Annotated in this window: 23 protein-coding genes and 1 pseudogene; 18 read left to right on the top strand and 6 right to left on the bottom strand. The window is 64.0% G+C overall.

What is annotated here, in order from left to right:
* Window positions 1-57: 57 nt before the first annotated feature.
* Window positions 58-372, top strand: a complete 315-nt coding sequence (locus ROP_RS42195; RefSeq protein ID WP_012687095.1) for a cytochrome P450 — start codon at window positions 58-60, stop codon at window positions 370-372.
* Here ROP_RS42195 and ROP_RS38900 read toward each other — a convergent pair.
* Window positions 305-598: a hypothetical protein gene (locus ROP_RS38900; RefSeq protein ID WP_012687096.1), complete on the bottom strand. Its 294-nt coding sequence runs from the start codon at window positions 596-598 to the stop codon at window positions 305-307. The genes ROP_RS42195 and ROP_RS38900 overlap by 68 nt on opposite strands.
* Before the next feature lie 192 nt (window positions 599-790).
* The gene (locus ROP_RS38905; RefSeq protein WP_231869142.1) at window positions 791-1,900 is read right to left on the bottom strand and encodes a DUF3068 domain-containing protein; all 1,110 of its coding nucleotides are present in this window, start codon (window positions 1,898-1,900) and stop codon (window positions 791-793) included.
* 139 nt (window positions 1,901-2,039) lie between these two features.
* On the opposite strand from ROP_RS38905, the gene ROP_RS38910 reads away from it, so the two are divergent.
* The 3 genes from ROP_RS38910 to ROP_RS38920 are packed head-to-tail and all read left to right on the top strand — an operon-like array spanning window position 2,040 to window position 4,871.
* Window positions 2,040-3,158 (top strand): cytochrome P450, encoded by a 1,119-nt coding sequence (locus ROP_RS38910; protein WP_231869143.1) that lies wholly within the window; start codon window positions 2,040-2,042, stop codon window positions 3,156-3,158.
* 34 nt (window positions 3,159-3,192) lie between these two features.
* Entirely contained in the window at window positions 3,193-4,278 is a 1,086-nt protein-coding gene (locus ROP_RS38915; protein ID WP_012687099.1) for a GAF domain-containing protein, read from the top strand.
* A gap of 38 nt (window positions 4,279-4,316) precedes the next feature.
* Window positions 4,317-4,871 carry an inner membrane-spanning protein YciB gene (locus tag ROP_RS38920; RefSeq protein WP_231869144.1) on the top strand — a complete coding sequence of 185 codons (555 nt, stop codon included), beginning with the start codon at window positions 4,317-4,319 and terminating at the stop codon, window positions 4,869-4,871.
* Window positions 4,872-5,163: 292 nt separating this feature from the next.
* Here ROP_RS38920 and ROP_RS42200 read toward each other — a convergent pair whose 3' ends face one another.
* Window positions 5,164-5,595 carry a helix-turn-helix domain-containing protein gene (locus ROP_RS42200; RefSeq protein ID WP_043827433.1) on the bottom strand — a complete coding sequence of 144 codons (432 nt, stop codon included), beginning with the start codon at window positions 5,593-5,595 and terminating at the stop codon, window positions 5,164-5,166.
* A 367-nt stretch (window positions 5,596-5,962) separates the two neighbouring features.
* On the opposite strand from ROP_RS42200, the gene ROP_RS40650 reads away from it, so the two are divergent.
* The 4 genes from ROP_RS40650 to ROP_RS42210 all read left to right on the top strand — a co-directional run bounded on the left by ROP_RS40650 (window position 5,963) and on the right by ROP_RS42210 (window position 10,106).
* Complete coding sequence (locus ROP_RS40650; RefSeq protein ID WP_012687102.1) at window positions 5,963-6,664, top strand: hypothetical protein; 702 nt, start codon at window positions 5,963-5,965, stop codon at window positions 6,662-6,664.
* Window positions 6,661-6,999, top strand: coding sequence for a hypothetical protein (locus ROP_RS38935; RefSeq protein WP_012687103.1), 339 nt, complete (start codon window positions 6,661-6,663; stop codon window positions 6,997-6,999). The genes ROP_RS40650 and ROP_RS38935 overlap by 4 nt, the downstream gene beginning before the upstream one ends.
* A 228-nt stretch (window positions 7,000-7,227) precedes the next feature.
* A complete protein-coding gene (locus ROP_RS38940) occupies window positions 7,228-7,485 on the top strand; it encodes a hypothetical protein (protein WP_043827435.1) in 258 nt (85 codons plus the stop codon).
* Window positions 7,486-9,524: 2,039 nt separating this feature from the next.
* Window positions 9,525-10,106 (top strand): hypothetical protein, encoded by a 582-nt coding sequence (locus tag ROP_RS42210; protein ID WP_231869145.1) that lies wholly within the window; start codon window positions 9,525-9,527, stop codon window positions 10,104-10,106.
* Window positions 10,107-10,409: 303 nt separating this feature from the next.
* Here the strand turns inward: ROP_RS42210 and ROP_RS38950 are convergent, their stop codons facing one another.
* Window positions 10,410-11,621 carry an IS110 family transposase gene (locus tag ROP_RS38950; protein WP_012687108.1) on the bottom strand — a complete coding sequence of 404 codons (1,212 nt, stop codon included), beginning with the start codon at window positions 11,619-11,621 and terminating at the stop codon, window positions 10,410-10,412.
* 390 nt (window positions 11,622-12,011) lie between these two features.
* Here ROP_RS38950 and ROP_RS38955 point away from each other — a divergent pair, with 390 nt between their 5' ends.
* The 5 genes from ROP_RS38955 (at window position 12,012) to ROP_RS44710 (ending at window position 17,757) form a co-directional block, all read left to right on the top strand.
* Window positions 12,012-13,247, top strand: coding sequence for a hypothetical protein (locus tag ROP_RS38955; protein ID WP_012687109.1), 1,236 nt, complete (start codon window positions 12,012-12,014; stop codon window positions 13,245-13,247).
* A 1,257-nt stretch (window positions 13,248-14,504) separates the two neighbouring features.
* Window positions 14,505-15,287, top strand: coding sequence for a ParA family protein (locus ROP_RS38960; protein ID WP_012687110.1), 783 nt, complete (start codon window positions 14,505-14,507; stop codon window positions 15,285-15,287).
* Entirely contained in the window at window positions 15,284-15,655 is a 372-nt protein-coding gene (locus tag ROP_RS38965; RefSeq protein WP_012687111.1) for a hypothetical protein, read from the top strand. Before ROP_RS38960 ends, ROP_RS38965 begins: the two co-directional genes overlap by 4 nt.
* A gap of 156 nt (window positions 15,656-15,811) precedes the next feature.
* Window positions 15,812-17,086, top strand: a complete 1,275-nt coding sequence (locus ROP_RS38970; RefSeq protein ID WP_012687112.1) for a DUF2637 domain-containing protein — start codon at window positions 15,812-15,814, stop codon at window positions 17,084-17,086.
* Between the two features lie 167 nt (window positions 17,087-17,253).
* Window positions 17,254-17,757 carry a hypothetical protein gene (locus ROP_RS44710; protein WP_012687113.1) on the top strand — a complete coding sequence of 168 codons (504 nt, stop codon included), beginning with the start codon at window positions 17,254-17,256 and terminating at the stop codon, window positions 17,755-17,757.
* A gap of 1,103 nt (window positions 17,758-18,860) precedes the next feature.
* On the opposite strand, the pseudogene ROP_RS38980 reads toward ROP_RS44710, so the two are convergent.
* Window positions 18,861-19,294, bottom strand: a pseudogene (locus tag ROP_RS38980) (IS3 family transposase); the annotation flags it as partial.
* 354 nt (window positions 19,295-19,648) lie between these two features.
* Complete coding sequence (locus ROP_RS38985; RefSeq protein WP_012687116.1) at window positions 19,649-20,593, bottom strand: phospholipase D family protein; 945 nt, start codon at window positions 20,591-20,593, stop codon at window positions 19,649-19,651.
* Between the two features lie 268 nt (window positions 20,594-20,861).
* Here ROP_RS38985 and ROP_RS38990 point away from each other — a divergent pair, with 268 nt between their 5' ends.
* The 5 genes from ROP_RS38990 to ROP_RS39005 all read left to right on the top strand — a co-directional run bounded on the left by ROP_RS38990 (window position 20,862) and on the right by ROP_RS39005 (window position 24,784).
* Entirely contained in the window at window positions 20,862-21,089 is a 228-nt protein-coding gene (locus ROP_RS38990; RefSeq protein WP_043827490.1) for a hypothetical protein, read from the top strand.
* A gap of 127 nt (window positions 21,090-21,216) precedes the next feature.
* The gene (locus ROP_RS43675; protein WP_012687118.1) at window positions 21,217-21,387 is read left to right on the top strand and encodes a hypothetical protein; all 171 of its coding nucleotides are present in this window, start codon (window positions 21,217-21,219) and stop codon (window positions 21,385-21,387) included.
* Between the two features lie 189 nt (window positions 21,388-21,576).
* Window positions 21,577-21,969, top strand: coding sequence for a hypothetical protein (locus ROP_RS38995; protein WP_012687119.1), 393 nt, complete (start codon window positions 21,577-21,579; stop codon window positions 21,967-21,969).
* Window positions 21,966-23,987 (top strand): hypothetical protein, encoded by a 2,022-nt coding sequence (locus ROP_RS39000; RefSeq protein ID WP_043827440.1) that lies wholly within the window; start codon window positions 21,966-21,968, stop codon window positions 23,985-23,987. The genes ROP_RS38995 and ROP_RS39000 overlap by 4 nt, the downstream gene beginning before the upstream one ends.
* Window positions 23,987-24,784, top strand: coding sequence for a hypothetical protein (locus ROP_RS39005; RefSeq protein WP_012687122.1), 798 nt, complete (start codon window positions 23,987-23,989; stop codon window positions 24,782-24,784). The genes ROP_RS39000 and ROP_RS39005 overlap by 1 nt, the downstream gene beginning before the upstream one ends.
* Window positions 24,785-24,832: the final 48 nt, after the last annotated feature.

A 24,832-nucleotide genomic window follows, 5' to 3' on the forward strand; every position in this document is an offset into this window, starting at 1 on the left:
ATCCTCACCTTCCTCGTTGCAGGGCACGAGACATCGGCAGGGGTATTCGCCTTCGCATTGCATTACCTCGCAACGAACCCCGAGATCGCTGCAAAAGCCCGCCCCGAACTGGACGAGAGGTGGCCGACCGGAGACGTGACCGCGATCAGGTACGAGGACGTCGCGCGATTGCGCTACCTCCGACGGGTAGTGGACGAGACATTGTGCCTGTGGCCCATTGCTCCGGGTTACTTCCGAGAGACGAAAGAAGAGACGGTAATCGGAGGAAAGTACAGATTTGCGCCCGGTGATTGGGTCTTCGTGCTCACGTTGCAGGCTCACCGTGACCCGGTGTGGGGACCCGATGCGGAGAAGTTTGATTGCGTACGTTGACCTCGTCGAGCGGCTCACCGGTTTCGGGGCCGGGCTCGGTCAGCATTCGGGCAAGCAGATCGTTGTGTGTTCCTGAGTCTTCTGTTTTGCGTCGTTTGATGACGTCGTCGACGACCTGCATGACGAAGTGGATGTCGCGCTGGTGTTGCGCGGCCTGTCTGCGGCCGATTGTCTTCTGCAGGATTGGAGGCAGGTTCGAGTTGCTGTAGGTCAGGCCGCGCATCATGGCAACGAGAACAGCGAATGGGGACGTGTCGTTTACACAGGTCAACGGTATTAATCTCTCTCCAGTTCATCGCTGCTGACGCAGTCGCGAGGAGTAGATGAAGAGGCCTGGCCCGGCATCCTGGCCGCCGTTTGATGTGAACGGGGGTGGGTGCGGGACCAGGCCTCTTCTCGTAATCCGGTGATTGTCGTTTCAACTGATAGACCGGGTGTCGCGAAGACCCTGGCCGTCGAGAAGACTTTTGGGATTCATTCGTGACCAGCGGCGAGCGAGGATGATCGCGGTCCCCACCAACACGATGCCGACCACGGCACCGAGGGCGGGCCCATATCGGGTTCCCCACAGGATCGCGGTACGGGCGTCCTTCGCTTGTTGGGCAAGGCCGTTGATCGTTTCGTTGTCGAAGTGGGTGTGCGCTTCCAGCGTGGTCACAGCATTCGGGTCGTCAACCGACCGCGCCAGCCATCGCCTCGGCTGCTCCTCCACAGCAACGATCGCACCAGATGCAGGCTCGACCCACACATCGCGCGTGGTGGAGTAGTGCAGATCCATCGTTGTCGGCTCCGTGCCAGGTAGCCCCCACTTTTCAGCGGGCAAGGTCGTCGTCGCGACACTGCCGATCGATTTCCCAAGGTTCACGGGGCCGATCGTCTGCTGAAAGTGATACAGCCGCATGCCGTCGACCACGCGATCGTCGTCTACGTACTCGATCGGATGCGTCTCCCGTGCCGTCCCGTCGTAGTACGGGTAGCTGACCTTCTCGACGTCGAACGGAAACTTGTACTGAATTCCGGCGCGAGGCGTCTCCGTCGGGGGCTTGCCCTGCTCGGCTTGAGTGGTCGGGACGGGCTCGGCGAGCGGCATGCCTGATCGTCGGTCGATCGTGACGCGATCGACCATTGCCGAGACCAGGCCCAACCCCTCGCCCCAGTCGGTCCGGACCGTCTTCTGCGCCGCCTGCAGAGTTGTCGAAGCGGCCGAAACTGGATCCTCTGTCGTCACGTACACCTGAATCCGCAGCGGGACACCCCGGTCGGTCTTCAGCGGACCTTTCATAGCCACCGAGGTGGCCTTGAGCACCGCCGCGTCTTCCGCAACCGACACTGTCGCCGATTGCACGTCGAGCGGGATGACCTTCAACCTGGCGGCACCGTAGGTGGGAACCAAGACAGCGACGGCGAGCAGGCACGAGCCGAGCGCGAGGAGAGTGCAGACCGCTGCGGATCTCCTCCAACCCCGACGGTCGGCGGCATCCGCCTTGTGCACGTTTTCATCCAGTACGGTGTCGACCTGAGCACTCACGTAGCGCACCCTAGCTGCCGGAGCAATGCAGAATCCCGGTCAGCCGGTATCTTCGTCCTGAGGTATTTGCCACATCGCAGAAGGGAACCTGGTGCTCGATCCGTTTGCGCCTGGCTTGAGTGTCGCGGAGGCCGATCGCTTGCATGCGCACCTTCGCGCTGCCGGCCCAGTTGTCGAGGCCACCGACGCCGACGGACTGCGCGTCTGGATCATCACCCGGTACGACGACGTCTCTCGACTGCTCGCTGACCCCGGAATCGTCAATGTCCGGCCCGGCGGCCCGTCAGGCAGCCCGGGTCTTCCCCTACCACCGGCACTTGCCCGCAACCTGCTCAATATGGTCCCCGATGATCACCGGCGCGTCCGCGCTTTGGCAGCGCCCGCGTTCTCACGGCGACGAATCGGAGCGGTGAGGCAGATGGTGACCGCCCGTGCCGACGGACTCCTGAACGAGCTCGACCCGAACGAAACCGGTGTTGTCGACCTCTTTCCCGCCTACGCCTCTCCCCTGCCTGCTGACATCATCGCCGAGATCCTCGGCGTGACCGATACGGACGCCGACGAGTTCCGTACCGCCGCGGCGACCGTGATGGCAATGAATCCTGGCGAACCCACCGCGGACGACCCTCGCATCCCGGCCATGACCACGATCGTTCTCGTACTCATGCGTGTGATCGCGGCCAAACGGAAATCACCCGGTGACGACGTCATCACCGATTGGATCACCGCCCGCGACGCCGAAGACCGGCTGACCGAAGAGGAACTCATCTCCCTGGCATTCCTGACGTTTCTCGCCGGATTCGAGAACTCCGTCTACCAAATCGCCAACGCCATCGGCATTCTCGCCGGACTCGATCGAGACCAACTACTCGTCGAAATCGCCGACGACCAGCTCTGGCGCGCCCGGGTGACGCATCTTGTCCTCGACGCCGCGCCCGGGTCCTACGCGATACGGCGATTCCCGGTTGAGAACATCACCGTCGGCGGCATTCGCATCCCCGCCGGCAGTCCTCTGTATCTCTCCCTGCGCGCGGCGACCAACGACCCCGCCCGCGGCGAGCGCCCGGACCTGGCCTTCGGCCGCGGACCTCATTACTGTCTCGGCGCCGATCTCGCCGTGATGCAGCTCGACATCGCTACTCGCCGCCTGTTCCAACGCCACCCGGGCCTGTCCCTGGTGAAGCCATGGGAAACACTCGACCGGCGACATACCTGGCGCACTCACGGACCCACTGAGATGCCAGTAAACCTGATCTGACCCGCAAGCCAGTACGGGAGAAACGGATAAACCGATGACAGCTGATGCCCTCGAGCTCACACACGCCGAACCCACCCACCCGATCCGCGAATGGACGACCGTCTTCGTCGGTACCGGCGACGAGCACCATGTCGTCGCCGAAGGCGCCAAGATCCGCGAATGGCGCAATATCAACAACGTCGTTCGCGGACCTGCCCGCACGGCTGTCCTGGGGTTGATCCGTCAGTGCATCGCCGATCGTGACCTCAGGATCGAGCCGTTCGATGGCAAGGTCGCCGACGCCCTGGGACCGGTCGGGGCAGCCCACCCCATCCTGACTCCCGACAAGAGCGTGGTCGTAGCAGTTCAGGTCTGGACCGGTGACCCGAAGAAGAACCCGCCGGACCGCCCCAATGTCGGGGCATGGGAGTGGGTTCTGAGCTCGGAGGACAACCCGCCCCCACCGCAGTTGCAGTTGGACCCCGGAGCTATCGAGCTCATCGGGATGTCCGCCCGGCATCAGGATCGATCGGTTTTCGGTCCTGCGGATCTCTACACCCGTTCGGCCCGCCTGTCCGACACGTTGCGGCATGTGCGCCAAATCCGAGACTGCCAGGTAAAGGACAGGTTCGACGGCACGTTCACCATCCGGGCTGAGACCGACGTCACCCGGGAGCTGCGCTACGCCGAGCGGTGTGTGGAGGGCCCGGCGGGTAGACGTGTGCGCGGGATCTGCTGGGACGCGGGCACCGACGAAGCCCGTGTCCACGAAGCGATGCTCGACGCATGGTTGTCGACAATGTTGGCATCGACCTCGGGGATGTACATCGCGGTTGGGGATCTGTCGTACCAGTACCCGTACTGGCTGAAGTGGGTGACCGAGCACGTTCCCGGCCTCGGACACGGCGTGAGCACCGGACAGACCTTCGCGCTCCATGAGGAAGACTGGCCGAAGATCATCGAGTGGGTTCAGCAGGTGCGTAAGGGGCCGGTCTCCGGCACGGTGCGGGCACGACGGGGCGGTGGCGGCTGGCTGAAGGCCGAATTTCGGGGCTTCCTTCTCGATCCCCTCGTCAGCGACTCGATCGGTGTCGCGGTGATCTCCCCCGAGATCGAAACCATCCCTGACGAAACCTCCTGACGGAGAAAATCTTTCGGAGGACAAAGCTCGTGTGGAGAGTGTTCTACAACGCCGCGTTAGTTGTTGCGTTCATGGCCACCTACAAGACCGCCGGAATCTTCGCGGCGACGGTCGTGGTCATGGCCGGCGTCGTCGGCGAGATCATCGTGACGGTGGCCCGACGCCAACGGGTCGACAAACTGCAGTGGATCGGTCTATGCCTTGTGCTCGTCCTCGGTGGTTCGACTCTGTTGTTCCACAACGAGACCTTCATCAAGTGGCGTCCCACAGGGGTGTACTGGCTAATTGCCGGCGCTTTCCTGACGTCGTTGGTGGTCGCGAAGCGTGACCCGGTGCGTCTGATCATCGGACGATGGGTGAGCGCACCGGACGCTGTCTGGCGCTTCCTCAGTTGGAGTTGGTTCATGGCACTGGTCGCGGTCGGCGCCGTCAATATCGTGGTCGCCTACACGATGTCCACGGATACCTGGGTCAACTGGCGTGTCTTCGTCGCACCCGGAAGCCTCTTGGCTCTCGCTGTCGCCCAAGCCACCTGGCATCGCAACTACATCCTCACGGCATGGCGCGACCACCAATCCGAGGAAGCTATGTAATATCCCCTCCGACGTTGGTTCGACATAGAGTTCGCCGAGCGGACTGACTGCGCGATGCCCCCTCTGGCACGTGCCCGGTCGGCCGACGTCAGCGCACCTCACCCGAGGTTGCGGCGCGACCTTTTCGCGTTGCCCGCGCAGCACGCAGAAAGCCCCTCCTCGAAGGGGCTTTTCGTCATGCTCGCGAGAAGGTCGAATGATTACTCACATTGCTTACTGCACCACCACGGACGCCAACACCCACGTCCAGTGCGACTGGAACCGTTCACTTAGCATCCGCGGCGCCCGAGGGCTACGCGGGAGTGCCGGCGGGGCGGGTTCGTACCCGCTCGTAGCTCGCCCGCAGTTCGCTTTCAGGGATTTGAAGCGCTGCAGAGAGCTTCCTTGCCATGTTGTCAGACAGCGAAATCTCGCCTCGTTCGACACTTCCAACGATTTGGGTGGTGACGCCGGCAGCGGCGCCGAGCTGTGGCTGGGTAAGCCCTCGCAGAATCCGCCAATCGCCAGGGTAGCGGTCACCCTCCGGAACCTTGACGAGGTCGGAAATGGACACCCCAATCGCGGCGGTGACACGGGCGAGCAAATCAACCTGCGGCGACGAGTCGCCAAGTTCCCATCGCCTAATCGTGTCGGCATTGAGTCGCGCCAGGCGCGCGAGTTCGCGCTGCGATACACCAGCAGATCGGCGGGCTTTCTCCAGTTGATCAGGCTGGAATCCGCGCATAACTCGACGGCTCACAGACTGAGCCTTACCAGAAAAGTCGTCATCACTAGACACTGTGCAATCCCCTCGTTACGATGCGCACATAACGGTACCTATAAATCAATAGGTATAGATTCGGAGAAGGAGCGATGGGAGTTCTCACCAAACGTGAACGGTCCCCCGGCTGTTAGCGCAGCCAGGGGACCGTCAGAACAGCAAGTCGACTGTTAGCGCAGTCGGACAAGCCATGAGACCAGCGGGTTAGCGGCCCGCGGCCTCGAATGCAGATCGGAGCCTGCAAATGAACACGTTAGATGGCGCTGGTGCTCTACGCCTAGCGGCTGCAAGTTCTCATGCTGGTCGGGAGAAGGTCGACGGGCACGATCGCGTGACCAACGGCCCTCTCCGCGAGATCCTGGCCAAGCATCGTTCAAACCATGACCACACGTCGTGCACGGCCTGCGGGTTCGTCTACACCCCCGATCTCCCGTTGTGCCCGCCCGTCGCTGGCGCTCTGCGCGAGCTGTCCACGGGCGCCGTCCGGCCCCAGGACCTGTCTCTGGGCCACTACACGACCGGTCGACTTCGCGCGATGGCGCGCGAGCACACCGGCGAGGGCCGGTGCCGGCGGTGCGGGTTCGTTTACTCCGGGCAGGTGCGTCTATGCCCGACGTCGCGGCGGATCGCCGCCGAACTCGAGACCCGCGGCAAGGCGCCCGCGACCCAGCCCCGCACAGGTCAGGGGCTGTGCGCAGGTAAGGGCTCCGGTTGGACCGTTACCAGCACAAAGGCCGCGGCGTGGAAGCGTGCGATGGCGGCCTGCTCGGTGTGCCCGCTGCTCGCGCAGTGCGAGACGCAACTGGAGGACAGGCTCGCTACCGGTGTGAAGGTCCGCGAGCAGATCATTGCCGGAAGGCTGTTCACCGTCACCGGCCGCGAGGTCGAAGCCGCTGGGGTCGATGCGTTCGCAGTTGCCCGGGGGCGGACGAAGAAGAAGCAGCAGCAGAAGCCCCGGGCCCCAATCCCGGCCCCTGCTGCTACTCCGGCTCCGGCGCGGCAGCTCGCGCTCTTCGAGGACGGGGTGGCATGACGGTCCGCTCGGGTTTCGGCCTGAGTCGCAGCGTGACCACTGTCAGCGCTGTCGACTTTCACGGGCGCCAGTGGGACCTCGTCCCGATTCAGGATGTCATCTGCGCCATGATCGTTGCGGACAGCGTGGCGATACCTACTGTGCTTTCCGAACAACTTCTCGCAGAATGTCCTCTGGTGATCTCGGCTGAGGCGCCGACCCTGAGTGTGGGCGCCCGAGAGAAGCTCACCGATGTCATCGACTTGGTCGTGACGAACCCTGAGACGGCTTCCGTTGAACAGATCCGTGAGGTCGCTTCGCTCGCCCGTCTACTTCTCCGCCGACATCCCGCGTAGCAGTACAGATTCAGCGCGCTTCAGAGCAGGGCGGATCGGTCCCGATCACCCAATCTTGTCGCGCCTCACTGGAAGCGGGGTCGCTGAAACCCGCGGCTAAGTCCGTTCAGTCCTGATACGCCGAATCGACGAAAGGCAGTCACCTTCGATGACCACTTCAGTCACATGCGACACACCGAAGAGCGCCGGTTACCCGTATCGGTTACAGGTTCGATCTAGGGTTTCCTCATGGCACAGCACAACAAGGGGCCCCGCGGTCAGATCGCTACTCGCGCACCCCTCAGACACCACAAGGTTTACGAGAGTCGGGCAGCCGAACTCGGCATCCCTGCTGGCGACTACTCCGTGCTTATCCTCGCCATCACGCACGGACTGGACATCCCGGATTACATCAGCGAGAAACTTCGACCGGAACAGCTCCGGCTACTCGAAGTCGAGGCTTCAGGGTCGTTGCACCAGATCGAGCAGTTGGCGATGGGCGCATGAACGACACCTAAACACGAAACAACCCCCAGGGCTTGGCGGCATCGGGGGTTGTCCGTTTATGAAATTTCGGGACCTTGCCAGCTCCCTGACCACCACTACCTCGAAAGGAAGAGGCGGTGCTTTCTCAATGATAACGCACGTCCGCAAGTCTGCTTTGTCTGCGAACTTCTATTCGGTCACATGTCTGTCTCAGCAAGACCACACACTGACTGCTGCACTCCCGCACAATCGAGACCCTTTCGACGGCGCTACCTCTGTGTTGGCTTACCAGGGCGCCCATTACGCGACGGAATCTGCGGATTCTGATCTGCGACTTCCGGTGCTGCTTGGGAGCGCACCGGCCCTTCCAACTGAGGAAGGCGGTGGTCCTGGCGAATAGCGGATCGGAACTTCCTCGATAGCTAATTCAAGAGCGGCGGTACAAGCCAAAGGGACCCCCGGCGGGGGTGGGTTTATCCAATGAATCCCGATGGGAGGACTGGCAGGTCCTCCCCGTCTAGGGCGATCGTCTGGCAGGACGGTCATTCCCTGAGGTGAGTAGAAGAAGTTAGCAGCCTCTTCAACTCGGTACTGCATTCCCCGAAGGGACTACCTGTGCTAGGTACGTCTGAGGATAAACCATGCCTTGACGCCTTTTCCACGGTTCAACACTCCGATCTCGGCGTGTCGTGGGATAAATCACACAACTCGCCGATTTCCCAAACCACGCAACCGGACACGCATCCACTTCAGACCCCGTGGATTGACGAGCTGCGACGACTCAACACGGACACCGATCAGCGCGGAAAATCCTGGACGCTGCCCGTCAAGCCCGGCCAAGAAGCAAGCATCCCGATCTGGACAAGCCGCGACGGATGGATGCGACAGGTCCGGTACGCAATCACCAAGACCGCCGACGGCCGCGCCGCAGCCGCCCGACACAGGATCGGCGTCGAAAGTATGGTCGCCGTCGCTGGCGCGCACGCGTCGTCAGCCGACTCGAAAACTGGGCGCCGCGTTACTGCCACAGTCCAGAACCTCGCCGCCCGAGCAGGTGTGTCCGAGGCGGTGGTCAAACGAGGTCGCCGCGTGCTGAAAGCACTACACCTGGGCTTCGAGCTGGTACGGGGCCGCACCCTGACTACGCGGGAATTCCAAGCCGCAGAAGTCCACCATGGTGGGCGTCAGCACCGCGCTGCCAGCGTATGGGCTCTGTCCTCCCCACCTGACCTCGTCGCAGCCACCCCCGCTCCCCCACAACCAAAGAAGCGCGGACGCTCCCACGGCAGGACATACCGCCCGGTGGAGCACGCTCGCCACACCGCCACAAGGGGTTCGAATCCCAATCCCCAAGCCCGCGACCGTGACCCCCTATCTTTGAGTGGTCTTTCCCCGAAGGGGATCTCTTGTAGAGAAGTAATCACCAAACGCGCGTGCGCGCGCGAGAACCAAACCTCATCCTCAAATCAGACAGACCCGCGCCCGATGAATCTCCAACGAGCCGCCTCCGCGCTGGTCGCTGCAGCTCCAGCCATCGCCCCCAGCGGCCACATCGGAGCCGTGTGCGACGTCATCGAGCGTTCAGGAATCGACACCACCCGCTGGACAGGACGGGATATCGCCCAAGCTTTGACCGCTGACACAGTGTCGCGAGGTGAGCTCTGGCCAAACGCGGTGCGCTCGCCAATCGGATATCTGACCTGGCGTTTGTCCAGAATCGACTGGTCAGGCCCCTCCCCCAGTGAGCAACGCGCCACAGAGGCCGCGCGCAGCGCACAGCTGCGGGCTGCACGTGACGCCGAACGCGAGCGAGCTCGTCGCGCAACGGCCTCGCCTGAGCGCCAAAAGGCATTTATGGAACAGATCCGTGCCACCCTGGCGCCCAAAAGCGGGCAGCCTAACGATGCTCATCCAACCTCGGCGCACCATCCACACGGGAACGCTGGTCGGACCGACCGCGGACAATGACACCGCGCCGAGCGACATCCCACTCGCTACCGTGTATGGGCCATATCCTGCGAGAATCACCGTGGCCGACTTGCACAGAACGGAGTGCGCTCGTGGGTAAGAACACCGTGTCCCGATCGACCCGACGCCACCCGCGGGTCGATGTCAGTCGAGTCCAGGCGCATCCCCGCATCAGCCGCAACGCAGACTCGATCCGCGAGCGTCTCCGCAACGGCGCCCGCACAGTCGTGGTTGACACTGCAGGTCAGCTAATCGAACTCGACAACCACACCTTCGCGACGGCCGGCGACGAGTGGACCTTGCGTTTTACCGCTGGATCACAAGCACGGATTCATCTCGACTCACCACTACCCGCGACCGCGCACATCGTCGCCACTGACGCAGCGACCGTGGAAGTCACAGGGCACGTTCATCTTTGGGCCTATACCCACGCAACGGTTACTGCCTTCGATCAGTGCCGGGTCGTAGCTCACAATCACGCATTCATCAGAGCATGCGACCGCTCCTCTGTGTGGGCCGACGACAATGTCGTTGTCCACGCCTACGACGAGGCCACGGTCCAAGCTAAAGATCACGCGATTCTCGCCCTTTCCGATGAGGCACACGCAGTCGTGGAAACCGCAGTCGTGGTTCGCGGTCCAGCTCGCAAGAACGTCACCATGAGGGACACATGATGCCTGAGCATGGGCAGACGCAGCTCTCACACCGCACCACCTGCCCACCAGCAGTTCCGAGATGGCCTCGTATGCCTGACCATCGAAGTCGACCCTCTCGCACAGCCGTCGGTCCACCCCGTCTTCCTTGGTGAAGACTTTTCAACGGCGCACAACCCCAGCGGTCGCCCTCACCGGGCACAGCGTCCTTCTAAGCTGTTCGGCAGCCAACCAACCTGACCTGGCTCTGCTAGCAATGCGAGCTAGCAGAGCCAGGTAACTCTAGCTATTGCGAATAGTTAGACATCCCAGGGCCGTAGGACGTCAAGCAGCCCGGATGGTGCGGTGATCCCAGGCGATGTGTTCGTCGTAGTGGGTGTGGTGGCGGAGGCAGCCGTGGAGGAGGCCGACGAGGCGGTTGCCGAGGGCGCGGAGCGCTTGGTGGTGCAGATCGCCGGCGTCGCGTCGCTGGTCGTAGAACTCCCGGGCACCGGGACTGGACGACAAAGCGCAGAACGCCCACTGGTCGATAGCGTCGTAGAGACGCCGGTTGCGGACGTGGCGGGCGAGTACCGCGCGTTTCTTGCCCGACGCGACCGTCAGCGGGGAGGTGCCGGCGTAGTTTCTGCGAGACTTGGCGGTGGTGTAGCGGTCGGGGTCGTCCCCGAACTCACCGAGCACCCGGGCGCCGAGCACAACACCAAGTCCTGGCAGGGAACGGTAGATGTCGGCGTCCGGGTGTGACTCAAAATGGTCGGCCAGTGTGGACTCGAGTTCGATGATCTGCCGGTTCAACTCGACGATGAGACCGACCGCCGCGCGGGTGGTGGCGGCGAACGCGGCGACGACCGGCGCCGGCGCGGCGAGCTGCTCGACCCGCAACCCGGCCCGGATTTCGCGGGCCCGGGTATCGAGATTTCGTTGCCGACCAGCCCTTTTGAGCGCGGATCGGATCGCCGGCAGGGTCAGGTGCGCGGCCTCGGCGGGTGTCGGGGCGCGACCGAGTACGGCGAGGGTGTCGCGGTCGTGCAGGTCGTCGAACACCTCCAGCGCGGCCGGGTAGTACTCGCGCAGCGCCGAGCGCAGCGCGTTGGTTTGCCGGGTCCGGGCCCAGATCAGGTTCTGGTGTCCGCGGGCGAGGACCTTGATCGCCTCCACGTCCGGGCTGTCGCCGGCGATCGGGCGATGATTGTGCCGGTCCGTGCGTACCAGGTCCGCGAGCAGTTTGGCGTCACCGGCGTCGGACTTCGCGCCCGAGACGTGGTGACGGTCGCGGTAGCGTGCGACCGCGAGGGGGTTGATCGGGTACACCTGATAGCCGGCGGCGGTCAGCGCCTGTACCCACAGACCGCGGTCGGTTTCGATGCCGATCACGACCTGACCCGGCTCGTCGGCGTGGCCGGCTATCAGTTCGTGCAATGTGCAGATGCCGGCGAGTCCTTCCGGCAGCCGACGCGACGACAGTCGCCTGCCCGTGTCGTCCATCAAATGGACATCGTGATGTTGTTCGGCCCAGTCGTCTCCGACGAAGATCATCGATCGCCTCCTTTGGTCTCCTATTCTTGATGAAACCTGTTCGAGCCCAGAGGCACCCGGCATCGACCTAATGGATCAGTGCTCATACGGCACGACATCCCATCAGCGCTATAGGCGACCTCACCGACCGGCCGGGGCACAATCTAACTCTAGGAATCAACCTCACTCCAGGCGAGAGCAGTGCTCACCGGCCGGCGGCTCAGTGATCAGCTTGTCGTGGACGGGCAGTCACCTGTCGAAGGCTCGCCGATCGACTCCCATTAGGCGAGCATTGATGTCCCGGCTATCTACAGTTTCTGTCACGTGACGGCACATACGGACGTCGCCGGAATCTCGCCGGACGGCGCGCCGTGATAGCGCCTTGGCCGGTGCCTGTGGTGGACTGCGAATATGCCCAAGAGCCGAGGCCGCCGCAAGGGCGGCAAAAGCCGACCCGTTCGCCGTCCTCCCCGGCAACTCCACCCCGCCGATCTTCTGCTGCGCGACGCCCGGCAACTCCTCGAAATCGACGATGCGCTCACCGCGGAGACCTGGGCCAGCGGCTGGCTCGGCGAGGCGTGGTCGACGGCGGCAGTGACCGAACACGAACCCGAGCATCAACTGTGCATGCAGGTCACCGGCCGAGCATGCACCACACCGTCCCCGCACTCACTGGCCGCGATCGACGCGCTCGCGCGGGTCGCACCCGCGTCCGACACAGCCATGCTGACCGACACCCTCCACATCTTGACCGAAACCCAACCACTGCCGACCTGGCACACCGTCGAGGCCTGGACCCCGACCGCGGCGTGGCGCGCGGTCGACGTGTACGACAGCGAACGGGTCCTGTTCATTGACTACGACGGACCGCACCCACACACATTGATGGCAAATATCTACCAGGTCGGCGGGCTGATGATCGACAAGCTCGCTCTCCTCAATCCTGGCGCAGCCACCACCTGGGACCAGCTGCGCGAGCCCGACGAGGCACCCATGCCGCTCCAGCCGGTCCCGGTCGCCGAGGTGCTCGCCGATCTCGCGCACGCGTTGCGCATTACCGACATGACCTGGCCCCGCACCACCGACGAGGACTTTCGCGATCACCAGGCGCTGGCATGGTCCCGCTGCCGGGACTACCTGCCAGAATGGCCCGAACATGTCGGACTTCCCGAGCAAAGGCGCCGCCAACTGGTCGAGGACTTCCTCACCGACATCGGAAGCGACGACGAGGTGAGCCGGTCGCTGGCCGAGCTGTTCCTGGACTATGGCGACGGCTACATCGGCGCCGGGGCGCTGTGCTGGAGTCCGGGCGAGGTGATGCTGCTGCTTACAGATTGGCTTCCCCGCAAAGCAGTCCTCGACGCCGACCAACGCAACGCACTGCCCTTCGTGTTGCGCCGATGGCTGACCTTCGTGCTGACCCAACAGGGGATCGACCGCCAGTGGATCAGCCTCGTCGTTGATGCTGTCGACACCTTCCTGCCCGAGTTCCATGACGCGTTTGACGACGAAACTGCTTGGGGCCCTGCCAAACAGGTGGCCGCGGCGCTTGCCGAGCGAGGCGTCGACCTCACCGACCGCTGCGCCGTCGATGACGCCATTCGGCAACTCAACGCCGAACAACTCGCCCACCGATTACTGCCGTGAACCGTCGGCTTGGCTCTGTGCACACCCGATTCACACGGCCTGCCGCGGCCCAGCGAATGTGCGCTCGTTGGGAAAGTGATGTAACCCCACAGTGCGATGCTAGTAAGGCTACCTAGCGTCGATAGAGACGCTAGGTATCTTAGTAACGCTATTCCAGCTATTTTGGCTTGCTAGGCGAGCGTTGATTGCTCGCCCGCCTACTCCTGCTAGGAGTGAAGTAGTAGCTAGCAGTGAAGCGACCGTTGCACTAAGGCCGCTCGCGGAAATAGCAGTTCTCGCTCACAGAGATAAGGACGCTAGCCTAGCTAGCGGAGCGCGGCTAGCCCGAGAATCGTGCTCGGTTGATCCGGGGCGAGATCCGCTCGGGCAGCATGTCGAACTGCGATAACCAGAAGCCTGGCCTGCTCCGTTTCGCCGGGTTCCGCCGCGCCTAGGCAGATGCGATCTGGCTGGAGGGATGCGTTTCGCGTGACGGTGCCTCGTGCATATTTGGGGCGGCGACCCACTGACCTGCTGAAATATCAATGCTAGCTCCTGTAGCATTGGCGGGATCTACTTTGATAGCAGGAAGGGAAGCATAACTATCCAGGCTATCTGGGCTATGGTCTCTAGCCTTCATATCGCGGATATTCCTGCTAGGGATACGATCACAACTACTCGTTGTAGCGCAGCAATTCTCGCAATCGTGGCTATCAGAGAGATGCCAGCAACGATATCTACGTGAGCTAGACGCCGTATGAGCGCTACAGTAGCCCCGTTTTCTAGAGACGCTCGCACGTCTAAGCTGACTCGCCTTTCTAGCCTTACTAGGCTGGCAACGCAGTCTAGGGGCCATAGGGTTGCTTGCAGAGCTATGAGTGCGAACAAAACTACGAGTGCGATGCTTGCTAGGGAAGTTCAACTATCGATCGTTGCTGTCATCGCTATAGGCACATTCGTACTTAACGTCGCTATGAAAACTAGTGCAGCAAGTGTTGCGAGCAATGCGATTACAGACACCGTAGATACGATCGCAACCGTAGAGGTAATAGCTATGTCTGCGTCGGCAGCGTCGATCGCTACGAAAGCAAAACTAGAGAAGCTAGTTGCAATATGCACGCTAGCTCACCTAGCAAAGAACGCTAGCGTTGCTCGGCGTGTCGAGCTAGCTCAGCAGCCAAGCCTGGCTATGCTCCCTACGCGAGCGTGCGGAGTTGCACTAACGCTCATCGCGCGCATCTGGAAGTCTCCTGGCCTCGACGGAACGGAAACCAAGTCATGACACGCAAATGCGCGATCTGCAATCAGAAAGGGGGAGTGGGCAAGACCGCCACGACCCTCGGTCTCGCGAGCGCAATAAGCAACGCCGGCGGACACGTCCTCATCGTCGACGTCGACCCCCAGGGCAACGCCACCAACGGCGTAGGCGTCACCATCACCGACGAGATGCTGACAACCTACGACCTGATGAGCCGAACCGCGTCGGGCACGGCGATCGACGCCGTCATTGCCACCCCATGGGACGGCGTCGACCTGATCCCGGCCGACCAGACGCTCGCGAACATCGAGTCGGATGGGGCCAACGACCTCATCTTCCGCCTCGACATCGCCTTCGAGGGCCTCGACCTCTCCGCCTACGACGCAGTCCTCTTCGACTGCCCACCGTCGCTCGGCAAACTCCTCTTCGCCGTCTTCTGTGCAGTGGACGGGGTCATTGCAGTGACCGAGCCCACTATCGACAGCGTCCAAGGCGTCACCAAGCTCTTCGAAACCGTCGAGAACGTCCAGCGACGCCCCAACCCGAACCTGGCCATCGACAAGATCGTCCTCAGCCGACAGCGGGGGACAGGCGAACACCGATTCCGGGAGAGCGAACTGCGCGAGGTCTACGGCGACCTCGTCGCGCGCACCACCATCCCGGAATACGCCACGCGGCAGGACGCACACAGCGCGCGCACCCCGATCCACAAATTCACAGGCGGAAAATCGCTGTCACTGCAGCTCGCCTACACCGACCTTCTCAACGAACTACCCATCAAGACCGCAGGAGCGACCGTATGAGCGTCCAACGTGAACCCGCTATCCGCAGGCCGGCGCACCCTGCCGCAGATCTTCCTGAGCGCCCCCGGGTCGTCAAAGACCCCACCCCGGCCGCCGTCGACGAGCAGCCGACGCAACTTCCGACCGAATCGACCATCAGACGTGTCGCCGACGTGCCCGTCACGCCGGTCTTGTCTCCTGCACCCGAGGCGGCATCGCCTGTCGAGAAGCTCAGCGAACAACACAACGTACGGTTGCGGCCCTCGACGAAGGCGCGCCTGACGCGCGGTGTGGACAAGTTGCGCTACGAGACCGGGGATCGGAGCATCACCATTTCGTCGGTCACTGACGCCGCGCTTATCGAGTACCTGGCCAAGAATGGCTGCTAGCGCCAATAGCGACGCTAGCTATCGGTGCTAGGCGGACGCTCGTGGTTCGAGGTACCCCCACCGAAAAACGCTGGCCGCACCAACACAAGGAGGCCCCCGCCGATTGCGCCGGCGGGGGCCTCGTGGACCGGGACCCCGTGGAAGGAAACCCCGATCATGAACGACCTTAGTATCCGAGCAGCACGAATCCAGCTCCGCGCCCTCATTGCGGCCCTAATCGTTGCGATCGCCATTGCGGTCGGTATCACCACCGGAGCGTTCGTGCTGTCGTTCGCCGTGCAACGCGACCTCGCATTGCAGGCCGGAATCCCGCACTACCTCACCTGGATCTTCCCCGCCATTGTCGACGGCGCAATCCTCGGCGCAACGATCGCCATCGTTGCGCTAAGCAAAATCAACGGCAGCGCAACGGGGAAGCATTTCTTCCTCTGGCTCGCAGTGGTCGTCGTCTTCATCAGCGTCTTCGGCAACGCCTACCACGCCTACCGCGCCGGGGAAGCCGCCGCACGGAGTGCTGCAGCTGGCATCGACCTGGGATACACCCCACTGACTCCAACCGGCGCATCGCTCATCGCAGTCATCCCGCCACTTTTGGTCTTAGCTTTCACCCACGGTGTCGGAATCCTCATCAAGGCCATCGGCACCGCCCACACCGAGTACACCGCGGTCGTCCGAGACACCCGCGACCGCGAACAGCAGGACGGTGAGGACATCGCGGACCATTATCCGACGGTGGCGGCAGAGTCGATGCCGGCATCCGAACGGAACGTTGGCCATGTTGCGGACATCGTTGCGCCGCACATTGCTCAGGACCCCGACGTTGCGCCGCGCATTGCTCAGGACCCCGACGTTGCGCCGCGCATTGCTCAGACCGTTGCGCAGTTCGCCGACGTTGCAACGGCAGACGACTCCTCGGCACTCGACGACAGCCGTGCGGCCGCCGTAACCGGACCTGAGAGTTCCACTGGCGTTGCGGATGCCGCGCAACCAACCGAAACGAACCCAGATGACCGCACCGATGTTGCGACCCTCACCGAGGAGCACGTTGCGCGCAATGCACTGGACGGAAGCAATGCCGCTGCACTGAAGGTCAGCAATGCGCTCGAGGACTCGCAAGAGCCATTCGTGTTGCCGGACGAGGCCCAGACCATCGAGAACCTCCTCGACTTCATCGAAACGTGCGCCGACTTCGAGCCTGTAGTGAAGGAGACGGCCCGACTGCGGATCATCGAACAGCACAGCTACGCGGAGATCGCCACCCTCACGCGGGCCAAGGCCGCAAGCACCGCAATGCGCCGGTTCGACAAGGTTGCGCAACGCGCGGTCGACGCCGGGTTCCGGACGCCCCCGTTGCCGGAACTCGAGGAGATTGCGGACGGACGCAATGCGGCAACGCTCGATCCGCAGTACACATTGGTCGGGACACCCTGAACATCCGCCCACAGCAGGGCGGCGACGGCCAGTTCGTACTCTCCGGCGCTCGACTGGGAGACGACCGACCAACAGCGCGGGGCACGCCCCACACCCAGGGACTCTCGAACGGCTGCAACACCCAGCGCCTTTGACCGCAATGCTGCTCGACGTTGCAGCACAGCCAGATGGAGTTGCAACGCAACGCCGACAGTGCGAGATTGGCAACGCAACGTCAGATTCGGATGCAACGGACAACCGGACGTGGGCCGCTATGCAGACGCAACAACGTCGGCGCATTGCAGGTGGGCGGGCGCCGCATTGCAGGTTGGATGCTGGTGATTTACGCAGTTCACCTGAGAAGAGTGGATGAGGGACCGGTCGTGGAATGGTTCGTATCGTTTTGGGATCTGGAGACTCAGCGGACATCGGTGCGCGCGGGGGAAGCGTCCAATCGCGTTGACGCCATGGCTCAGGTCATCGCCGCGGGGCGCGAGCTGGCGCGCCGCGACGACGGGTCGGTGGTCAATAAGACTGCCCACGTCCGTATCGGAACAGAGCTGGCGGTGGTGGCCGGGTTCGACGATCCACACCTCGGCGACGAAAACCTGAGCTGCCGTATCGAGGCCGCTATCACCGCGAAGCAACAACACGCCCGCAGGATGCAGCAGCGTATACCCGTCGAGTTCTAGTCGCGGTCTCCTCTGGGGTACCTGGTGACGCTGACGCCCGCCGCAGGCACACCCATCCCGCCACTCGATCTCGAAGTGGGCGAGTAGATCCAGGACTAATGTCGTTTCGTCAGTCAGCGCCCTCGGCACGGAATACTCAGGTATGACGGCCGTAGTGGTGCACCACAGCCCAATGGTGGAGCGCGGCGACCCGTGCGATGATCGGATGTGGGGCGCTCGCGATCGTGGCAGACGGGGCCGCAACCTGACGACTCCGCTCGGCGTGCCGTGGGCTGCGACCGTCGGCGTCGCGGTGATTCTGGTGTTGCTGTGCGGCGCTGGTGGCAGGGGGAGAGCGCGGACAAGTTTTCATCACTGTGACGTAAGTGCCCGAGCTTGGGCGGTTGTCTGTTTTCTTTGTCGGCGGCCGGATGGCTGCCGCGGAAGTGGCATCGTCATGAATCGTGCGCCGAAAAGGCTCCGCGACCGTGACCGTGACCTCGAAGCGAGGATAGCTAACTCCGCTACGCTAGCTAGCATCTCAATTTGTGGGTTGCGTATTGTGCAACGCAAGGTGCCCGTCGTGGTGCCTCGTCCGTATCGACCACCCCGGGAGTCGTTCTCGCGGCGAGTAGGGCTGTGGCGGAACTGGTCGATGACATCGACCCAGACATGTCCGGCGATGAGGGCGAGACATCAGCTACTCGTCGTCAGTGCCGAGTACGAGATCGATCTCAAGGACGAGAACGCCAGCGCGTTCCACGCAGCCCTTGACTACTGCATCACACATTCGAGGTGGCCAGGTGGCGGTGAGCGCCGCTCATTTCGTGGCAGCATCCGCGCCTAGATCGTGCAACCCTTCCGTGCGCCTACTGATCCGGCATCGCACGTCTGGGGGATCGGTGACGGATCGAGCGGCGCCGACTGAAATCTGTCGTAGCCGGGCCGACGGTTTGGGGGTCATGGATTCGTCAGGACCGGATTTCGGGCCTCTACTTCGTCGGTCGGCTGTGCCATGCTGGTGCCACGGTTCGGTGACGTCGCGAGCGTGAGGGTGACATGACTGTGCAGGTGATCCAATCCAGTGGACACTGAGGTTGCCCCTCGGGAGTGGACACCCGATTTCATGCGGCGACTGACAGCGTAGACGACGCGATCAGCCGTTGTTCGAACTCCACCGGGGTGAGGTATCTCCGAGGGCGGAATGGCGGCGACGTCGATTGAAGTACGAGAGCCACTCGAACAACTCCAGCCGTGCCTGCGACTTCGACGTCCGGCTCCGTCCGTGCAGCCACTCCCTCTTGAGTCCTTGGAAGAACGACTCGGCGAGAGCATTATCGTAACTCGAGCCAACGCGGCCTCGACTCGGGCGGATCCCATGACGGCGGCACACATCGACGAAAGCTGCTGCGGTGTACTGAGATCCGCGGTCGCTGTGGAAGATGACGCCACGCACGTCACCACCGCGGGTGCGCACCGCCATCTCGATCGCGTCCGTGACGAGATCGGTGCGCATGTGGTCGGCGATCGACCAACCCACCACCCGGCGTGAGCAGATGTGGGGTGGGTCCACCAAGGCGCGACGAACGCACGAGGCTCGGTGACGCTCCAGCACCGGAACCAACACGGCAGCGGAGAAGGACATGCGGGCAGTGTCGGAGGGCGGCGATGGTTAGGCCGGCAAGGCCGGCGACCGCGACGAGCATGAGGAGGGCCAGCACGACGGATCTGAGGACGGTGCACGCGCGGATGGTCAGCACCGCCAGGCAGATGGTCGCGGCGACACCCGCGTCCGAGGACTCGAGGAGCGCCGCGCCGTGTCGCGGTATCTGGTGCCGTCCAGCGTTTTCACCGGTCGGGCTCGTCGGGTCTGCGGCGCTGACTCTCACACTGACACCAGGTTCGCTGAGGATCAGAGGTCCCACAGCCCCAGCAACGCGGACCTAAGGCCAGGGGAGCGGACGTAGTGGTCGGTCCGCAGCCGTGACCCGGGGTGCCCGAGATTGGTCAGCGCCTTCTCGGCGCCGGGGAGGGGGAGCGGAGACAGGCCGGTGCGCAGGCGGAGGAAGTACAGAACCGCTCCACCGGACCGCGGGATCTTCATCGGATCGGACACCACGACCGCCGGCGCGTAAATCCACTCGTCATCGGCCGAGACGAAGACGATCACGTCGCCCCGTCTCACCCCGCTGGGCCTGTCGAGGCGAAGCGATTCGAGCTGGTACTTCGCCGCCGGGCCGCCGCGGCTGTGGTGCCGGCCCCGCTGCTCGTCGAGGACCTGTTGTTCGGTGCGGGTGGGTTCGTAGTCGACGGCGTGTTTGACGAACATCCGGGTCACCGGCGTCGGCAGGAAATCGGTCTCGGTGCGGACGCGGCCGGTGACCCCGGGCAGGGGGACCGCGCGGCCGATCTCCCACTCGAGGATCGCGTCGTCGAGGAACACCTGATCGACCTCGGTGATCTCGTCGAGGCCGTCGATGAACTTACGCACGGAGGCGACGATCTCGGGGTCGTCGGTGATGACCACAGCGTCGTCGGCCAGGGTGGAGTTTTCCGACGCATTCGCCGACCCGATCACCGCCCGGGTGTTGGTGACGATCACCTTGGCGTGCAGGGTCGGCGACGACAGCACCCGCACCCCCTTGTTCACGTAGTACGCGAGGGCGGCGGGGGAGGTGGCGTGCGCCCGGACCGCGGCCTTGGAGGCGTTGACGACCAGGACGTCCCCGGCGCGCAGCGGAAGCAGGGCGGGCGCGTCCTGTCCGAGGTAGCCGATCGCGGCGTACCGGGCGCCGCGGGTGCGGATGGCGCGGGTGATGTGTGGCCACGGGCTCGGCCCGTGGAAGGTGGTCCCCATACCGACAGACGGTAACCGGCCAGGCCTTGTGCCGGGTGGCGGTCCCTGGCAACGCTAAAGAAGCTAAACGGGGGCGCCGCCGGTGCGGCGCTCCCTGGCGAGGTCGACGGTGGCGCGGGTGAGGGGCTGGCCGCAATCGCTCTGGGGGCAGCGATCCGGTCGAATGTCGGTTGCGGACAACGCGTCGGCGTCGGCGTCGGCCCCGACCGGCGGCCCGGCGCTCTTACGCTGGTGAGCACCACGAAACGAGACCGGCGGGAGAAGGATGATGAGTTACGAAGCGATCTACGACGGGGTCCGATATCCACTCGCCGATGCGGCCGCCGCCCACGGCCTTGAGGACGCCATCCGGGGCATCTTCGCAGACAACGGCAATGGTGGATTCGTCGGGTTCGTCAGCCAGAACTCGACGGTTCGCCTGCTGATCACGCCGGCGACTCCGATCGCGATTCGGGGCAGCGACGAGCCGAACCCGACCGTCGTCCACCGCTGGTAGCCCCGCCCCAGCAGATACCCCCCTCGGACCGAGACGGTGTGTCCGCCCAATGGACGAGGGGTTGTCAGCGAGACTTTCGGCAACGATCCACCGTCAGCAAAGGAGGGTATGGTGCCCAGCCTCATTTTTGGGTGGTGTCACCTACGGCATCAGCCAGACCAGGTTCGAGGCCACCCGGGAGCTGCTCGCACGGTTCGCCGAGGGACACACCCTGGGTGTGGCGATGTCGCTCACCCATGACGGCGCCCGGCACCACCTGTTCATCACGCCCGGGGTGCCGATCACGCTGGTGGACTGACGACTCCGCGGTGGTCGAGTCATGACGGTTTCCTGCGCTGACGGCCCGGGCAGTGTCTCCGGCGTCGTCGCCGCCAGCACCCGTCGATGCCCTCGGCGCGAGGTAACACCCCGTCACAGTCTGGGCGCAACTCTGCGCGCAAACATGCCAGCGAAAATACCGGCAACACGGCGCGTAGTGGGTAGGGTGATGTCCGCGCACGTACACGGGAGGCACACCGAACACGAGTGGGTGGGGATGGCGAAGGTAGGAAATTCCGAAGGCGGCGCCCGCCGCCGCCCGACCGGGGCCGGACGAGCAGCCGTAAAGGCGGCGAAGCGCGCGTCCGGTGCGGGAGACGTCGGCGGCCCGGGAACGCCGAGTCCGGAGCTGACGGCGAAGCTGGAACCGCGGAAGGGCCCGGCGAAGGTTCCGCTCAATACCCGCGTCCTGGCCTCGACGGAAGCCCGGTTGAACTGGCTGGTGAACGATCGCCAATCCACCGTGACCAACGTCGTGGACGTGGCGCTGCAGGAGTTCTTCGACCGCTACCACGTCCCGCCGGCAGATCATGACGGCCGGATCACCGAGCAGGAGTCATGAGCAGTCCGTGGGAACAGATCCCCCTGTTCGCACTGCCCGAGACAACCCTGACGACATCTCCCTCCTCCACCGATGATGTTCTCCCCGACGATGACTTTCTCCTCACCGATGAGGACGTTGTCTCTGTCGATGCTGATGTCTTCGTCGAAGCCGATCATGCGGATTCTGAGCCGGCCGCTGCCGCACACCCTGCATCGCCCGAGCGGTCGGATGTGGCCGAAGCCGCCGACCCCGCCGAAGCCCCGTCCCGGCCGACACCCGAGACGGACAGCGAAGAAGTGGACAACGCTGCGGTCGACGGCGACGAAGTGCACGACGACGCGGCTGAAAGCGACACGGCTGGCAGCGAAGAGGCTGGCAGCGAAGAGGCTGGCAATGACGCGGCGGATCCGCCGGTGTGGGAGGCGCTGCCAGTGGGTGAGGATGCCGATGGCCATGCGTTGATCGTGACCGCCGCCGGAACCTTCACACCCTCCGGGCGGGAGTTGACCGGTCCCGTCGATTCGGTGGAGAAGCTGGACAAGCTGATTCGCTGGGCCTCGTTGACACCGTTGGGTGCCCCCGCACAGATCTGGGTCGTCGGACAGGGCGCGTGCGAGCTGCTCGGGTGGATCATCGACCCGGGCAGCGAAGACGACGTCGACGACATGGAGGCCCTGCGCAACCGCGCCGCCCAGGAACTGACCGCCGTCCTGCACGCCACCCTCACCCCAATGCTGAACGCGGGCTGGGAGTTGCGCGGCGACCCCGGGCACGTGGTGCACCTGTCCCGCTCGATCGGGAATTTCACCTCGATGGTCGATGTGGTGATCGAACCGTACGTGTGGACCTATTGGAACAAGGACTTCGGTTGGCGCAACCGGGTCGGCGACATGGGCATCCTCGGCTCACCCACCGCGGGAACGTATCTCCCGGACGATGACCTCCCGGCGGCACGGGAGCTCGGTCGCCGGTTGGCGTGGTGCGCCGCGCACCTCGGGGTGCTCCCGGGGCCGACGCCCGCGCGGACCGGCGCGGCCCTCGTCGACAAGATCAAGCGGGAACGCACCCGCAGCGGCAAAGGCATCGTCGTCACCACACCCGGTTCGGTCCCACCGCTGGACGGCGCGCCGCGGGGAGACCTCGAACCCGCGGTCGGCTGGACCCGCGTCCCCGACGCGCAGGATCTCGAGGACACGACCCGGTTGGTGTCCATCGATCAACGCGCCGCCTACCTCGCCTCCGCGGGCATGCTCGAATTCGGCTACGGGCAACCCACACACCTCACTGGTGACACTGCTGCGGCCGCGGCAGTGGGGGAGAAGGGTGCCCCGTTCGGGCTGTGGCGGATCACCCTGCCGCCCGGGCAGACACTGTCACTTCCGGGAAAGATACCTCTGCCGCACCCGCACATGCACGCCGACCAACCGGTGCAGACCTGGGTGAGCACGGTCAGCCTCGACGGACTGTGCTCACCGGTCGCAGACGGAGGAATCGGCGCCGACCTCGACGACCTCGACATCGCCGAGGCCTGGGTCTACCCACAGCAGGGCCGGGCGCTGGACAAGTGGGCCAAAATCCTCCGCGAGGCACGGAAGGTCGCGGTGGACACCGACGACGACGCGACGAAGCGGTTCCTCGGCACCTGCTACAAGGGTTACATCGGGCGGATGGTGAACCCGGACATGTGGACTGCGAAGCAGATGCAACATCACCACCAACCGCTCTGGCGCGCGTCGATTATCGCGCACTGCCGGTGGCGCGGCCGCCGGGTGGCGATGCGGATCGCCCGCGAACACAATCGTTGGCCGGTCCGCACCGTCACCGACTCCTGGGTGTACCTCCTCTCCGGCGGTGAGGACATCGCCGACCCGAGCGACGCTTTGGGGAAGATGTCGGTCGAGAAGGACGTGGTCCTCACCGACACACTCCTGTCCGCCTTCACTTCGGCCGAGGACGTACACGAGGTGAACCTCGCGATCAAGGCGGCCTTCGCCGACAACGAGGACACCGACGACGAAGGGGAGGGGGTGCTCTGATGGCCCTACATCTCCCGAAGCCCCGCACCAAAAAGCCCGCGCAGGAGGCGGTCGGCCTCGACGGCCTCAAGGTCTCCGTCGCCAACGCCGCGACCAGCGGCGTCGAAAAATCCAAGCAAGTCAAAAGCGGGGGCCTGGCCGGACTGACCAGCAAGGTCTCCGTCAAACAACTGCGCAAGGAACTCGGCAACGAGGGCTTACGGCAGGCCGCGATCGATGCCGGCCGCACACCCCCATCCGCGCGCACGTTGCGCCGGTGGGCGCAACAGGGCCGCATCCCGCACGCCGACGTCGTCGAGCGTGCCCAGCGGCGTGCGGCGATCGAACGCCTCGGCGGCGTCGATGCCGTGGCCGCCAAGATCGGGCGGTCCCGCTCCGCCGTCTCCCGGTACAGGTCCGGTGAAACGAACGAGCTGCGCGCCGACGCCAGCAAGAAACTCCGCAACGTCAAGGCCGAGGACATCATGAAACGCGCCGGCGTACTGCGCCCCGACGGAACACCCAAAAAGGCGGTCATCCGCGTCAAGGGCGGCGTCATGGTCCGTAACGGCGCCGACGAGGGCTACGACTACCGGGTCCGGACACTGGATTTCGCGAACTCGGACACCCCGTTCACCAGTGAGGAGTCCCGCGAACTGGCCGCCGCGCTGGCCAACGATGATCACGCCCGGGTCGTGGCCTTGCTGGAGCGGCACGCCACACTCGACTACCCGGAGAACAAGGGTTTCGACAAGTACAGCGACCAGTTCGGATTCCACTTCGACCACATCGACTCCGTCCACATCGACTGGATCTAAAAACGCCTGGGGACCACCCCCCACCGGCCCGCCGCGGCACGGGTCGGG

The organism is Rhodococcus opacus B4 (assembly GCF_000010805.1).
GTDB classification, from domain to species: domain Bacteria; phylum Actinomycetota; class Actinomycetes; order Mycobacteriales; family Mycobacteriaceae; genus Rhodococcus_F; species Rhodococcus_F opacus_C.

Excerpts from the sequence above, each read along its gene's own strand:
- ROP_RS38940 (WP_043827435.1), top strand. The coding sequence starts at position 7,228 with ATGGCACAGCACAACAAGGGGCCCCGCGGTCAGATCGCTACTCGCGCA.
- ROP_RS38995 (WP_012687119.1), top strand. The coding sequence starts at position 21,577 with ATGTCCGCGCACGTACACGGGAGGCACACCGAACACGAGTGGGTGGGG.
- ROP_RS38935 (WP_012687103.1), top strand. The coding sequence starts at position 6,661 with ATGACGGTCCGCTCGGGTTTCGGCCTGAGTCGCAGCGTGACCACTGTC.
- ROP_RS38955 (WP_012687109.1), top strand. The coding sequence starts at position 12,012 with ATGCCCAAGAGCCGAGGCCGCCGCAAGGGCGGCAAAAGCCGACCCGTT.
- ROP_RS38960 (WP_012687110.1), top strand. The coding sequence starts at position 14,505 with ATGACACGCAAATGCGCGATCTGCAATCAGAAAGGGGGAGTGGGCAAG.
- ROP_RS38900 (WP_012687096.1), bottom strand. The coding sequence starts at position 598 with ATGATGCGCGGCCTGACCTACAGCAACTCGAACCTGCCTCCAATCCTG.
- ROP_RS39005 (WP_012687122.1), top strand. The coding sequence starts at position 23,987 with ATGGCCCTACATCTCCCGAAGCCCCGCACCAAAAAGCCCGCGCAGGAG.
- ROP_RS38965 (WP_012687111.1), top strand. The coding sequence starts at position 15,284 with ATGAGCGTCCAACGTGAACCCGCTATCCGCAGGCCGGCGCACCCTGCC.
- ROP_RS38915 (WP_012687099.1), top strand. The coding sequence starts at position 3,193 with ATGACAGCTGATGCCCTCGAGCTCACACACGCCGAACCCACCCACCCG.
- ROP_RS39000 (WP_043827440.1), top strand. The coding sequence starts at position 21,966 with ATGAGCAGTCCGTGGGAACAGATCCCCCTGTTCGCACTGCCCGAGACA.
- ROP_RS38990 (WP_043827490.1), top strand. The coding sequence starts at position 20,862 with ATGAGTTACGAAGCGATCTACGACGGGGTCCGATATCCACTCGCCGAT.
- ROP_RS38970 (WP_012687112.1), top strand. The coding sequence starts at position 15,812 with ATGAACGACCTTAGTATCCGAGCAGCACGAATCCAGCTCCGCGCCCTC.
- ROP_RS38985 (WP_012687116.1), bottom strand. The coding sequence starts at position 20,593 with ATGGGGACCACCTTCCACGGGCCGAGCCCGTGGCCACACATCACCCGC.
- ROP_RS42200 (WP_043827433.1), bottom strand. The coding sequence starts at position 5,595 with ATGCGCGGATTCCAGCCTGATCAACTGGAGAAAGCCCGCCGATCTGCT.
- ROP_RS38950 (WP_012687108.1), bottom strand. The coding sequence starts at position 11,621 with ATGATCTTCGTCGGAGACGACTGGGCCGAACAACATCACGATGTCCAT.
- ROP_RS44710 (WP_012687113.1), top strand. The coding sequence starts at position 17,254 with ATGGAGTTGCAACGCAACGCCGACAGTGCGAGATTGGCAACGCAACGT.